This window comes from Streptomyces sp. NPDC030814, from assembly GCF_055572155.1.
On record NZ_JBVIDX010000001.1, the window covers coordinates 240,011 to 253,396 of the forward strand.

General features: G+C 66.0%; 12 protein-coding genes and 2 pseudogenes. 3 read left to right on the forward strand and 11 right to left on the reverse strand.

Annotation, left to right across the window (positions count from 1 at the left end; all coding sequences use genetic code 11):
- Nucleotides 1-105: 105 nt before the first annotated feature.
- Together ACZ43N_RS00985 and ACZ43N_RS00990 are read left to right on the forward strand one after the other, a co-directional pair.
- Nucleotides 106-669 carry a DUF6153 family protein gene (locus tag ACZ43N_RS00985; RefSeq protein ID WP_468094211.1) on the forward strand — a complete coding sequence of 188 codons (564 nt, stop codon included), beginning with the start codon at nt 106-108 and terminating at the stop codon, nt 667-669.
- A 96-nt stretch (nt 670-765) separates the two neighbouring features.
- On the forward strand, nt 766-1,407 hold the full coding sequence (locus tag ACZ43N_RS00990; protein WP_468094212.1) for a DUF305 domain-containing protein: 642 nt from the start codon (nt 766-768) through the stop codon (nt 1,405-1,407).
- Between the two features lie 741 nt (nt 1,408-2,148).
- Here the strand turns inward: ACZ43N_RS00990 and ACZ43N_RS00995 are convergent.
- From ACZ43N_RS00995 to ACZ43N_RS01040, 10 genes and pseudogenes are all read right to left on the reverse strand, one after another.
- Nucleotides 2,149-2,688, reverse strand: coding sequence for a hypothetical protein (locus ACZ43N_RS00995; protein WP_468094213.1), 540 nt, complete (start codon nt 2,686-2,688; stop codon nt 2,149-2,151).
- A 79-nt stretch (nt 2,689-2,767) separates the two neighbouring features.
- Nucleotides 2,768-3,526, reverse strand: a complete 759-nt coding sequence (locus ACZ43N_RS01000; RefSeq protein WP_468094214.1) for an NPCBM/NEW2 domain-containing protein — start codon at nt 3,524-3,526, stop codon at nt 2,768-2,770.
- A gap of 223 nt (nt 3,527-3,749) precedes the next feature.
- On the reverse strand, nt 3,750-4,256 hold the full coding sequence (locus tag ACZ43N_RS01005) for a hypothetical protein (protein ID WP_468094215.1): 507 nt from the start codon (nt 4,254-4,256) through the stop codon (nt 3,750-3,752).
- Nucleotides 4,257-4,379: 123 nt separating this feature from the next.
- Nucleotides 4,380-4,793, reverse strand: a complete 414-nt coding sequence (locus ACZ43N_RS01010) for a DUF7144 family membrane protein (RefSeq protein WP_468094668.1) — start codon at nt 4,791-4,793, stop codon at nt 4,380-4,382.
- A 282-nt stretch (nt 4,794-5,075) separates the two neighbouring features.
- Nucleotides 5,076-5,309 (reverse strand): annotated as a pseudogene (locus ACZ43N_RS01015) (transposase); the annotation flags it as partial.
- A gap of 37 nt (nt 5,310-5,346) precedes the next feature.
- On the reverse strand, nt 5,347-5,808 hold the full coding sequence (locus ACZ43N_RS01020) for a transposase (RefSeq protein ID WP_468094216.1): 462 nt from the start codon (nt 5,806-5,808) through the stop codon (nt 5,347-5,349).
- Between the two features lie 801 nt (nt 5,809-6,609).
- Nucleotides 6,610-8,139, reverse strand: a complete 1,530-nt coding sequence (locus tag ACZ43N_RS01025) for a helix-turn-helix domain-containing protein (protein WP_468094217.1) — start codon at nt 8,137-8,139, stop codon at nt 6,610-6,612.
- A 115-nt stretch (nt 8,140-8,254) separates the two neighbouring features.
- Nucleotides 8,255-8,452 carry a DUF4236 domain-containing protein gene (locus ACZ43N_RS01030; protein ID WP_468094218.1) on the reverse strand — a complete coding sequence of 66 codons (198 nt, stop codon included), beginning with the start codon at nt 8,450-8,452 and terminating at the stop codon, nt 8,255-8,257.
- A gap of 156 nt (nt 8,453-8,608) precedes the next feature.
- Entirely contained in the window at nt 8,609-8,971 is a 363-nt protein-coding gene (locus ACZ43N_RS01035) for a hypothetical protein (protein ID WP_468094669.1), read from the reverse strand.
- The gene (locus ACZ43N_RS01040) at nt 8,968-9,495 is read right to left on the reverse strand and encodes a TetR/AcrR family transcriptional regulator (protein WP_468094219.1); all 528 of its coding nucleotides are present in this window, start codon (nt 9,493-9,495) and stop codon (nt 8,968-8,970) included. Before ACZ43N_RS01040 ends, ACZ43N_RS01035 begins: the two co-directional genes overlap by 4 nt.
- A gap of 391 nt (nt 9,496-9,886) precedes the next feature.
- Between ACZ43N_RS01040 and acnA the strand changes: the two genes are divergently transcribed.
- Entirely contained in the window at nt 9,887-12,604 is a 2,718-nt protein-coding gene (acnA, locus tag ACZ43N_RS01045; RefSeq protein ID WP_468094220.1) for an aconitate hydratase AcnA, read from the forward strand.
- 138 nt (nt 12,605-12,742) lie between these two features.
- Here acnA and ACZ43N_RS01050 read toward each other — a convergent pair.
- Nucleotides 12,743-13,082 (reverse strand): annotated as a pseudogene (locus tag ACZ43N_RS01050) (site-specific integrase); the annotation flags it as partial.
- Nucleotides 13,083-13,386: the final 304 nt, after the last annotated feature.

The window sequence follows — 13,386 nt, forward strand, 5'->3', positions numbered from 1 at the left end:
TAGTAGGTTAGTGGAAACAGGCGGCCCGCCCACGGGGACACCGGCACCGAGCCGCTTCGGCGGCGCCCGCGACGCCCCGCGACGCACACGACACGCAAGGGACCCATGCACCATGCCCACGACGAGGCCGTGACCGGCCTCGGAGCGCCGCACCGCCGGCCGCGTCCGCCCTTGCGGGCCTGCGGCCTGATCGTGTGCGTGCTGCTGCTGGGTCTGCTGGGCATGCACGGTCTCGGACCGGTCCCCGCACTCCACGGGGCCGCCGGACACGACCGGATGACGGCGGCCGCGCACGGGGGTGCGGGGGCGTCGATGCCGGGCTCGGCGGCGTCGGCACGAGTGTCGCAGGGGGCGGCCGTTCGGCTTTCGGCGCCGGGCGTGAAGGCGGCCGTTCAGGTGCGCGCGCCCCGCTCGGAGGCACCCCTTCGGGTGTCGATGCCGGGCGCATGCGGCCACGACGCCGACGGTGGCACGGGGCACATGAACCACGCGGACCCGACCTGCGCCTCGGCGTCCGTCGCCCAGGCCCCGACCGCGGCCCCCGCCCTGACGCCCGATGTGGTGGCCCCGGCCGAACAGACGGACGCACGGGCGTCGATGACAGGCGCAGGCCCCCAAGGCGGCCGCGCGCCACCATCGCTGGCCGAACTCCAACTACTGCGGATCTAGAGAAGCCCGCACGCCGCCGCACACCCACCGGGACGCGGCGCGTGCTCCGGCACGCCCTTCTCCGACTTCTCCGATTCAAAACGCAGGAGCTCCACCATGACCGCACACCGCGGGTTCTTCCGTCGTGCCGCCCTCACCCTCACTGCCGGTGCCGCCGCCCTCGTCCTGACCGCGTGCGGCGGCGACGGCGACGGCCACGACATGGGCTCGATGAACTCCGAGTCCGGCTCGCCCAAGGCCGGTTCGTCCGCCTCGGCGAAGGCCGGCGGCCACAACAAGGCGGACGTCGGCTTCGCCGAGGAGATGATCCAGCACCACCGCCAGGCCGTCGACATGGCCGAACTGGCCGACAGCCGAGCCGCCTCGCCGGAGGTCAAGGACCTCGCCACCAAGATCAAGGGCGCCCAGGACCCGGAGATCGAGACGATGTCCGGCTGGCTCACCGCCTGGGGCGAGAAGGTCCCCGAGGACATGGCCGGCATGGGTCACGACATGGCGTCCGCCATGCCCGGAATGATGAGCGCCGAGGACATGGCCGACCTGGAGAAGGCCTCCGGAGCGGCCTTCGACAAGAAGTTCCTGGAACTGATGGTCGAGCACCACGAAGGCGCCGTCGAGATGGCCAAGACCGAGAAGGCCGAGGGGAAGTACGGCCCCGCGATCGACCTCGCCGACGACGTCATCACGGCCCAGACGGCCGAGATCGAGCAGATGAACAAGATGCTCGACAAGGGCTGACGCCCGGCAGGGCGGGCGAGCGGAGCGGGCGGGGCGGTGGTGGTGGCCGGGCGCACGGGTCGCCGCCACCGCCCCTCCATCGAACGCGCGACCGTCGAGGGCTGCTGCGACGGGCCGCAGACTGCTTCGACCGGCGGGGACCGTATCCGTCCGCTGTCGACTGCCGGTGACCGCCATGGTCAGGCGGCGGCCGTGCCGCCACCCGCCGCCCTCCGCCGACCGGGGTCGACAGCCGTCGCGCCGCTCACGGCGGTGGTGGGAGTGCCGCGAGGCTACGGGCCGGGGTGGCGGGGTCCCGGAAAGACGACGATGCCCTTGTGGTCGGTGGAGGGGTGAGTCGCCTGTGTCCAGCCCCGGCGGCGGTACGCACCCGCCCCGGCTCCCCCACCGACGAGCGCCCGCGCCTCCTCGCGTCCTGGGCCGCCGACCGTCACCCGGCCCCGCCGTCGCGACGCCCCGACTGACGGCGGTCCGGCCGCCCCCGCTCAGATGTCCCGGAACTCCTATACGAAGTATCTGACCTGCGCAAATGAAGCGTTCAAAGATCATCTTGCACGGTCGCTGCACAAGCCGAACAATGCAGGAGTCACGCGGCCCTCGTGTAGGCGCTTCGGACCGCGATCCGTGCCTGTTCTGCGTCGGGCCCCGCCCAGCCCGGCCATCCGTCAGGAACCGGACGTCAGCCGACTACGCCGAAGCCCTGCGCAGAAAAACCGAACCCGACCAAGCAGAAAAGGTCCGTCAGCGAGCTGATGGACCCTCATGCAAGAACGAGGTTAGACGACTACCGGGATTCAATATACCTTGAGCTTGGCTGTTTTCCTCAAGCTCAGGGAATTCGTCGACAACCTTATCGGTGAATTCCGAAAATTGACGTACTGCCGCTACGGCCTTACCGTAAGCGAATATAGGCTCCCCTGCACAGAATAGCTTGAATGCCGACTCGCCAGAGCTCAGCCCGGAATTCCAATATTTCTCGGCATATGGAGGCTTCGGGGCATCATCTTTCACGGCCCGAGCGTCATTGAGGACGACTGAACAATCCTCTGGATAATATTGCAGGTCGCCAACTGAGTCAATGCCGAGATTCCCCAGATCTTCAACGAGTCGAGAGACCTCAGGGCTATCCTGAAAAGCAACAACCCAATTGCTCATCTCTTCCACTGTCACCTTTTTCTGTTTCTGACTTACAGGGGAGTCATCGACTGAAGATCTGGCATGCACGCTGACTCCGCCCATAAGCATTGTTACTGCCGCACAGGCTGCCAGTTTGCTTGTCATGTCCATCGTCCTCCAGAACTTCATCGCCCCATGCACCGCAGTCAGCGTTGTCCCCAACCTACTGATCAAGATGGCCGTTCTACTTAGCACACTTCACCGTGAACGGCGGATCTGTTGGCGCAGTATTTATGGGGCGGACATTGCCGAACTTGACCCCATAGAAGAGATCGCAAGCTTCATCCCATGTGAGATTCCTCAAGCCCTTCGGATCGTTTGTGATCGACATGGACCGGTCGGCACTGACGCACTCCCAATCGCCGACATTTTCGACACCCGCAGGGTCGGAAGAATCTTCAAAGCCCTTGGCTTTGCAGTAGGAGGGAATATCAGGGAGGCCACCCAATACGCGGCCGGATGCTGCTGTATCTGTGCTAAGTCTGGCGTTTCCCCATACGCCGTAGCAGTAGGCGTCTATTTCCTCAGATGAGGCGTAGGAGACTTTTATTGTCAGGCGTAGTTTCTCCGACACGTCCAGAGAAATATTGCTGGACTCTCCGATTTTCATTCTTTCCTCGTGCAGTCTCGTTCCGTCTGCGAAGACTTCGAACTTCAATGCTGCTTCACTCGGGGAGTCGTCACGTAGTCCGACAGTGGCGTCAAGGCTGCGCCACTTGCGACCAAGATTGTACTCTGCGTCACCGTAGGGCACATAACCCTTATCTGCCCGCATGACGACGCTATGTGGGTACTGTTCGCCGTCTATCTCCGCAGCCTCATTCGCTACACCGAACTCAGATCTCAGCGGTTCAATATCGCTTAGATACTTTACTTGAGATCCCTGGCTGTCCGTCTCTGCCTCCGCTATGGAAGTAGTATCGGAAAAGGAAAGTCCGATCACTGAGATTAGTGTGAGTACCGCAATGAAACGCCTTTTTGCTTTCATGGTCACATCTTTCGCTGTGTTGCTCGCAAACGAGAGAAAGATACGAACTGAATCAAAGATCGACCCCACAGCCATGCGGCGCTGAGCGCCAAGTCGGGTGTTAGAGGTTTAGGCGGCATAGTCACATCAACTTAGTGCTAGCCGCAGCGCCACCGGATTGATTTCATTTGCTGTCGATTCACTTATCGCGGTTAAGGTCCCCGTGTTCGCGGGTGAACTTGACCTCTAGGAACCCGCGTCTCAGGGCCTGCGCCAGGATGAGTAGAATAAACGTGGCTAGAGAAAAGAGGAAGCCAAGCCAAAGGCCAACGCCTATAGAGACATCAAAACCTTGAGTGGTTTGATCTATTTGATCCGAAGTGTCGGCGAGTTTCACTATATAGATCACTAGGAGGTTTGATGCTGGAAACAACGCCAAGGCGTGATATTTAGCCTCATCCGTAGTCAACCCAAGGATTATGAATGCCAAAACCCCGAGGGTCATCACAATTACCAGTGCGGGCCCCGCGCTCGGCATGTTCTCGCCGAATGCGTTTAGGCTGATGTCTCCCGATATCCATGGCGGGAAGAGCATGATAAAACTCAGCAGTGCCGTAATTGCCGCACCTGCGAGTGGCCAATCGCGTCGGCCATTAAAAGAGAGGGATATTCGCAGCTGTCGGGGACCGGAAACCGTGGCATTCATGATTGCCCTCCTGTCAGAGGTCGCCGAGATGAGAGAGGCGGTCGGCTCTACAGGTGAGAGCTTCTGGGCAACGCCGTCACCGCCGAGTCTGCCAGCGGACGCTTCCGCCGAGCTGCCGAACTTTCACCGGGCCGGGCGCGACCGGGTGCAGGCGTAGATGATGGAGATGTCGACGCCCATTGTCACCACTGCCCAGAGCGGGTAGTACGGCAGATACGAGAAGTTCATCAGCAGGCTCAAGCTCGCCAGGCCAAGGCCCATCCCCCGTACCCATGCTGAGCCTGTTCTTGCAGCGAATCCCGCTGCGCCAGTAATCGCGCCCAAGACGAAGGCGCCCCAGCCAAACATCAGCAGACCCAGCAGCAGGTGGAGCCAGCCCCAACCCGCCAGGTCGAACTCAAAGAGATAGTTCTGCGTGGTGACAAAAATGTCATCTTGGGTGATGGCTGAGATACCTACAAGGACATCTAGGAGTCCCCCGATCGCGAGCATCACCGCAGCGAACAGGAGACGCCCTCTATCGGCTCGGGAACTTATGTCCGCATCGGGCCAGAAAGGCCTGCCCTCGGCTTCAGTTTCGCTGAAAAAACTAGTCACTCGACCCATGGGAGGCTCCTGGGGGTAATCGCCCGAAGTGTTGAGCCGATTGGGTATCTTCCATCCACACTCCAGCGCGTCGTCTCTCACAGCAACCGTCATTACTCCATTCGGGTGATTTGCGAGATGTGGCGGCGCGGCGTTCTGCTCGTGGGTGTCTTCTAAGCGCTGTCCCGCTACGAGTCGTCTCGGGCATGGTTGGCCGCAGTGTGACCCGCTGATCTATCCAGCGAGGGTGAGGTTGTGCATCTGTGCGATGCCGAGCATGGCGTGGTGGACGCCGTCGCCCTTCAAGCGGCAGTCGCGGAGGATCTTCCAGGTCTTCATGCGGGCGAAGACGTGCTCGACGCGGGCCCGGACCTCCTTGTGGGACTTGTTGTGTTCCTCTTTCCAGTCCGGGAGTTCGCTCTGGCCGCGCTTGCGGCGGTGCGGGATAACCAGGCCGGTGCCCGGGTAAGGGCTGACTCTGTCGGGGATCTTGTAGCCGCCGAGGTCAACTACCCAGGGTTCGCCAGGACTTCGGACGAGGGATCGCGCGCTGGTCGAGGTAGTTCTGGAAAGCAGTCGGTCGGCGGGGCGTGGGGGCTTCCTCGGCCGGTGACAGTCCGCTGAGCCGCTCGATGTTGACGGCGATGGCCGTCAGGACGTGCTGGACGTGGGCCTTTCCCTGTCCTCGGTAGCGGCAGCGCCGCATGCCGTGTCCGTGGGCGAACTCGTTGACCGTGCCCTCCACTTCGGAGCGGACCGCGTATCGGGCTTTCCACTCGGGCGTCTGCTGCTCGGCGCGGACACGGAGTTGCAGGTCACGGAGTTCGCGCGGGGGAAATCCCACGGTGCGGGCGCTGTCGGCGGTGCTGGTGCACTGGGCGCGAGCTGGGCAGGGACGGCACTGGCTTTTAGTGATGGCATACGCCCCCGGCGCACTCCCTAACCATGATCGGCTACACCACGTCAAGGGACGCCATCAGGACGCCACGACCGTGGGCCATCCGCAGCGCGTCGACCACCAGCTCGGCGCGGGTGGCGGTCGGCCATCGCATAGCCGACGACCTCGCGGATGGCCAGGTCCAGTCAGCAGGCCAGATGCAGCCAGCTCTCCTGGGTGGGCAGGCAGGGTCCCTTGCATGATCGAGGTTTGTCCGGATTCATCCGGTGAGGTCGAGGGCGGTCAGGGGTCTGCGGCAGTCGCGGGCGGTGTAGCGGAGGGCGGCGGCGATGTTGGTGCGACCGTCCTGACGGTGGACGCCGATGGCGAGGCATCACCCGCTGGATGCCCGTAAACGCACAGGTCAGAGCGTGATCGCTCCCTAAGCGAGGCAGGATCGGCGTATTCGTGCACTCACGGACCTTGGCCGATATGCGGGCGTCGGTGTCGAACAGTTCGGGTTCGGCCGGTACAGGATGTGCTGGGTGGTGAAGCTCCGTTCGCGTCGCGGCCTACACTCAGCCGCGCCCGCTGTGGCTGGCCGGGTCTTCGACGTGGCTGCCGATGGTCGACCAGGCGTGGTCGGCGTGACACGACCGTCATCGGACGCTGCGAGGCCACTTCGGTGACAACCCTCCGTGAAGACTGACGGATGCTCAGACATATCTGACGTCTCGTCAACCATCCAAGATCGTCTTGCATGTGCGTTGCACAAGGCGCTGAAAGACAACAGTGATCAATGGAGGGTCGTGGAGGTGAGTACCCGCAGGCCGGCCGGCATGCTGAGGTGTCGTGCCCGTTGCCTCCAAGGGGCACGACACCGCGCGCTGTTCAGATGTCCCGGAAGATCTCGATCTGCGCCCCCACCGTGTTCAGGCGCTCCGCGAGGTCCTCGTAACCGCGGTTGATGACGTAGACGTTGCGCAGGACGGACGTGCCCTCCGCGGCCATCATCGCGAGGAGGACGACGACGGCGGGGCGCAGGGCCGGCGGGCACATCATCTCGGCGGCGCGCCAGCGGGTCGGGCCCTCGACGAGCACCCGGTGCGGGTCGAGGAGCTGGAGGCGGCCGCCGAGGCGGTTGAGGTCGGTGAGGTAGATCGCCCGGTTGTCGTAGACCCAGTCGTGGATGAGGGTCTTGCCCTGGGCGACGGCCGCGATGGCCGCGAAGAACGGGACGTTGTCGATGTTCAGGCCCGGGAACGGCATGGGGTGGATCTTGTCGATCGGCGCCTGGAGCTTCGAGGGCCGGACGGTGAGGTCCACCAGACGCGTGCGGCCGTTGTCGGCGAAGTACTCCGCCGAGCGGTCGTGGTCGAGGCCCATCTCCTCCAGGACCGCCAGCTCGATCTCCAGGAACTCGATCGGTACCTGGCGCACCGTCAGCTCCGACTCGGTGACGACCGCCGCGGCGAGCAGGCTCATCGCCTCGACCGGGTCCTCGGAGGGCGAGTAGTCGACGTCCACGTCGATGTGCGGCACACCGTGCACCGTGAGCGTGGTCGTGCCGATGCCCTCGACCCGGACGCCGAGCGCCTCCAGGAAGAAGCACAGGTCCTGGACCATGTAGTTGGACGAGGCGTTGCGGATGACGGTCACGCCGTCGTGGCGGGCGGCGGCGAGCAGCGCGTTCTCGGTCACGGTGTCGCCGCGCTCGGTCAGCACGATGGGGCGGCCCGGGGTCACGGACCGGTCCACCTCGGCGTGGTACAGCCCCTCGGTCGCGGTGATGTCCAGCCCGAACCGGCGCAGGGCGATCATGTGCGGCTCGATGGTGCGGGTACCGAGGTCGCAACCGCCCGCGTACGGCAGCTTGAAGTGGTCCACACGGTGCAGCAGCGGGCCGAGGAACATGATGATCGACCGGGTGCGGCGGGCCGCCGTCGCGTCCATCGCCGCCAGGTCCAGCTCGGCCGACGGCACGATCTCCAGGTCGACGCCGTCGTTGATCCACCGGGTGCGGACGCCGATGGAGCCGAGCACCTCCAGCAGCCGGTACACCTCCTCGATCCGGGCCACCCGGCGCAGCACCGTGCGCCCCTTGTTCAACAGGGAGGCGCACAGCAGCGCGACGCACGCGTTCTTGCTGGTCTTCACATCGATCGAGCCGGAGAGCCGGCGCCCGCCGACCACCCGCAGATGCATCGGCCCCGCGTACCCCAGCGAGACGATCTCGCTGTCCAGGGCTTCACCGATTCGAGCGATCATCTCAAGGCTGATGTTTTGATTACCGCGCTCGATACGGTTCACTGCGCTCTGGCTCGTGCCGAGGGCCTCCGCCAACTGCGACTGTGTCCAGCCACGGTGCTGCCGCGCGTCACGGATGAGCCTGCCGATGCGTACGAGGTAGTCGTCTGCCATGAGGGTGAGGTTATCTCAGATATGAGATGGCGCCTCTCTGGTGGGCTGTTGGGGTGATCGGCTGAGCCGATCGAGTGGTCGCCCCGGCAGCCGATCGGCGGGTCGCCGGCGCTGCTCAGTGACGCCTCGCGCCACGGGTGCGGCGCCAGCCGAAGGGACCGGGCAGATCCATCGACGTCGTACGACGTCCCGTACTGCTGTGGGTGTGCCGCGGACCGTTGCGGCCGCCGGTCGTGATGGACCAGGAACGCTTGTTGATGTTGAGTCGCACACCCGGCAGGATCCGGAAACTCTTGCGGAACGTGAGCGGCATGGGTGCCTCCTTCCGATGTCCAAGTGGGGTACCCCGCTTGCGGGTTCACATGCGGGTGCGGGTGGGCTCGCACCTGTCCGAGGAGGTCGGCGGGTGGAGACCTGATTGCCCGTTCGGTCCCCCTCTGTTCGGGTGCGTATTCGGCAGGCCGGTGTGCTACGGGGCCGCCGTCTGTGGTGCCCCCTGCACCGCGCGATGGGCCGCGAGAAGTCGGCGCAAGGCGTCGACGCTCTCCTCGGTGCGGTCGGGTGTGCCCGAGGTGACCTGGTGGAAGACGATGCCGTCCAGGGCCGCGAAGACGATCTCCGTCATGTCCTCGGGCACGTCGAAGCAGGCCAGTGCCTCGCGCACGGCAACGCGGTACGTGTTGTAGAGCAGGTCTACGTGGTGGCGCAGCTCCGGCCGCCGGCTGGATTCGAGCTTCAGCTCGTACTGGAAGGCCTGGAGGTCGGGGTCGGCCACGATGAAGTCGGCCAGGGTCGCGGCGAAGTCCTCCAGTCTTCCGCTGGCGGGGATCAGTGAGGGTGACTACCCTGCGGCGCCACGCTGCCGGGTCGCAGTGACCGCAGCTTCTCCAGTGCGGCCTCGGGGACGTCCGGCTCGTCGAGGGCCGGCTGGTGCAGCACGAGACCCTCCAGGGCGGCGAAGGCGAGCCGGGTCAGGGAAGGGCTGGTGCCGTCGGGCAGGCTGCGGGGCAGCTCCCTCTCCGTGGCCTGGAAGTACTCGTCGTACAGTGCGCGAATCCGCGGCAGCAGCTCGGGCTTGCGCCGGGACTCCGGCATGAGCTCGTACTGGATCGTCTGCATGGCCGGCTCACGGGTGACCATGTCCGCCAGTCCCGCCGCGAGGTCCGCGATGTCGCCCGTGCCGGGTTCCAGTGGACTCGTACTCGCGCTGGTGCGCACCGAGTGTGCGAGGGCTGCCTCTGTCAGCGCGTCACGCGAGCCGAAGTGGTGCACCACGAGCCCGTGCGTGACACCCGCCTCCTCCGCGACGGCCCGGTAGGTGAGCTTGCGCAGCCCGCCCCGCGCCACCACGCGCACGGCCGCGTTGAGCAGGGCCTCGCCGGCTGGTCCTGCAGTCCACGCGGTTGCAGGGTCTTGCAGGTGGCTTCTCCGGGGAATCGCTCATGAGGGCGACCCTGTTCGCACCCTCCGGACCGGCGGATTGCAGCGGGAGGTGCCGGGATCCTTCTTGGGGCAGCCCCCGGTGGAGCCCAGGTCGAGACGCGGATGGCAGCGGACAACGCCGCCCGGGCATGACCTGCCCGCCGCCATGTACTAGAGTTATCTCGACATCGAGATATCTGCCGAGGCGCACTGCGGCCGCCACCCCGGTAAGGGGTGCCTAACTTAGCCTTACCTTAGCGGATCGGCCAAGAGGGCGTGGCGGCAGGATGCGGTGGTACGCGCACATGGAATGAAGGAGACTGTCGTGTCGGCGAACAGCTTCGACGCCCGCAGCACGCTGCAGGTGGGCGACGAGTCGTACGAGATCTTCCGGCTGGACAAGGTGGAGGGCTCGGCTCGCCTGCCCTACAGCCTCAAGGTCCTGCTGGAGAACCTGCTCCGCACGGAGGACGGCGCGAACATCACCGCCGACCACATCCGTGCCCTCGGCAACTGGGACTCCCAGGCTCAGCCCAGCCAGGAGATCCAGTTCACGCCGGCCCGCGTGATCATGCAGGACTTCACCGGCGTTCCCTGTGTGGTGGACCTCGCCACCATGCGTGAGGCCGTCAAGGCCCTCGGCGGCGACCCGGCGAAGGTCAACCCGCTCTCCCCGGCCGAGATGGTCATCGACCACTCCGTCATCGCCGACAAGTTCGGCACGAGCGACGCCTTCAAGCAGAACGTCGACCTGGAGTACGGCCGCAACAAGGAGCGCTACCAGTTCCTGCGCTGGGGCCAGACCGCCTTCGACGACTTCAAGGTCGTCCCCCCGGGCACCGGCATCGTCCACCAGGTCAACATCGAGCACCTGGCGCGCACCGTCATGGTCCGTAACGGCCAGGCATACCCCGACACCCTCGTCGGCACCGACTCGCACACCACCATGGTCAACGGCCTGGGCGTGCTGGGCTGGGGCGTCGGCGGCATCGAGGCCGAGGCCGCGATGCTCGGCCAGCCGGTCTCGATGCTCATCCCGCGCGTCGTCGGCTTCAAGCTGACCGGTGAGCTCACCCCCGGCACCACCGCCACCGACCTCGTGCTCACCATCACCGAGATGCTGCGCAAGCACGGTGTCGTGGGCAAGTTCGTCGAGTTCTACGGCGAGGGCGTCGCCGCCACCTCCCTGGCCAACCGCGCCACCATCGGCAACATGTCGCCGGAGTTCGGTTCGACCGCCGCGATCTTCCCGATCGACGCCGAGACGATCAACTACCTGAAGCTCACCGGCCGCTCCGAGCAGCAGCTCGCGCTCGTCGAGGCGTACGCCAAGGAGCAGGGCCTCTGGCTGGACCCGTCCGCCGAGCCCGACTTCTCCGAGAAGCTGGAGCTCGACCTCTCCACGGTCGTCCCCTCCATCGCCGGCCCGAAGCGCCCGCAGGACCGTATCGTCCTTGCCAACGCCGCCGAGCAGTTCAAGCAGGACGTGCGCAACTACGTCGACATGGTCGACGAGGCGGGCCAGGAGTCCTTCCCGGCCTCCGACGCCCCGGCCGTCGCCCCGAACGGCGCCCCGTCCAACCCGGTCACCGTGACCGCCCCCGACGGCTCCACGTACGAGATCGACCACGGTGCGGTGACGGTCGCGGCCATCACCTCCTGCACCAACACCTCCAACCCGTACGTCATGGTCGCCGCCGCGCTGGTGGCCAAGAAGGCGGTCGAGAAGGGCCTGACCCGCAAGCCGTGGGTCAAGACCACCCTCGCTCCGGGCTCCAAGGTCGTCACCGACTACTTCGACAAGGCCGGTCTGACGCCGTACCTCGACAAGGTCGGCTTCAACCTCGTCGGCTACGGCTGCACCACCTGCATCGGCAACTCCGGCCCGCTGCCGGAGGAGGTCTCCAAGGCCGTCAACGACCACGACCTCGCGGTCACCTCGGTCCTCTCCGGCAACCGGAACTTCGAGGGCCGGATCAACCCCGACGTCAAGATGAACTACCTGGCCTCCCCGCCGCTGGTCGTCGCGTACGCCATCGCCGGCTCCATGAAGGTGGACATCACCAAGGACGCCCTCGGCACCGACCAGGACGGCAAGCCGGTCTACCTCCAGGACATCTGGCCGACCGAGGCCGAGGTCAACGACGTCGTCGCCAACGCCATCGGCGAGGACATGTTCTCCAAGTCCTACCAGGACGTCTTCGCGGGCGACGCCCAGTGGCAGGCCCTGTCGATCCCGACCGGCGACACCTTCGAGTGGGACCCGGAGTCGACGTACGTCCGCAAGCCTCCGTACTTCGAGGGCATGACGATGGAGACCACCCCGGTCACCGACATCGTCGGCGCCCGCGTCCTGGCCAAGCTGGGCGACTCGGTCACCACCGACCACATCTCCCCGGCCGGCGCCATCAAGGCCGACACCCCGGCCGGCAAGTACCTCACCGAGCACGGTGTGGAGCGTCGTGACTTCAACTCCTACGGCTCCCGCCGAGGCAACCACGAGGTCATGATCCGCGGCACGTTCGCCAACATCCGCCTGCGCAACCAGATCGCGCCGGGCACCGAGGGCGGCTACACCCGCGACTTCACGCAGGAGGGCGGCCCGGTCTCCTTCATCTACGACGCGTCGCAGAACTACCAGGCCGCCGGCACCCCGCTGGTCATCCTGGGCGGCAAGGAGTACGGCTCCGGCTCGTCCCGCGACTGGGCCGCCAAGGGCACCGCGCTCCTCGGCGTCAAGGCCGTCATCACCGAGTCGTACGAGCGCATCCACCGCTCGAACCTCATCGGCATGGGCGTCCTGCCGCTGCAGTTCCCGGCCGGCCAGTCGGCCGACTCCCTCGGCCTGACCGGCGAGGAGACCTTCTCCATCACCGGCGTCACCGAGCTGAACGAGGGCACCACCCCGAGCACGGTCAAGGTCACCACCGACACGGGCGTCGAGTTCGACGCGGTCGTCCGCATCGACACCCCCGGTGAGGCCGACTACTACCGCAACGGCGGCATCATGCAGTACGTGCTGCGCAACCTGATCCGCAACTGAGCGATCCGGTAGGGAAGTTGAGGGCCGCATCCCCGGTGGACGGGGGTGCGGCCCTCCGCCGTGTCCCGGACGGACGGGATGCGGGGGTCGGACGGTGGCAAGTACGTTGCCGCATCCGATAAATGCGGCCCGGCCCCCGCCCAGGTGGGTGAAGCCGGAGTGACGGTATTCGTGCAGGTCCCCGCCCCTGCCCGGTCCGCGCGCAGCGGTGTGCTCGTCGAGAAGGGTGCGGGTCCGCCCATACGACAGCCGGGCCGGCCCGGTGTCCGGGCACACGTCAGGCGGGGTGACAACTGGCCCTGCCCCGGTCGGCGGTGGTGACGAACACCGGCTCGCGCGTGCGGCCCTTCAACAGCCGGGGCAGCAGCCGGGCAGTGCCGGCGTCCCAGTGCACCGTCTCCAGCGCGAAGTCCTCGCGCGCCTGGCTCCAGCGGCGGCCCTTGCTCCGCGCGTCCTTCGCCTTGACCGGGCAGCGACGCCCAAGGGGCCGGTCACCGACGCTCCGCCGGCCGCCCACCAGGGGCCGACGGACGCTTAGCGCCGGTTTACCGTTCCGATGGTCCTCAACCCTGCGACCCTCCGCCGTGCCCGCCCCGCGTCCCTCCCCGCGACAACCGTTTACAACCGAACCACTTCGCGCTAGCTTCCGAAGCAGGTGGGGTGGGAGCGCTCCCATAACGAGTGGCGGACCGGAACCCGTCCCTCGGGGACCGTTCCCGCCCCGCACCACTCATCCGTACGCACGCACATGCACACACGCACGTTCCTCAAGGCCGTACACC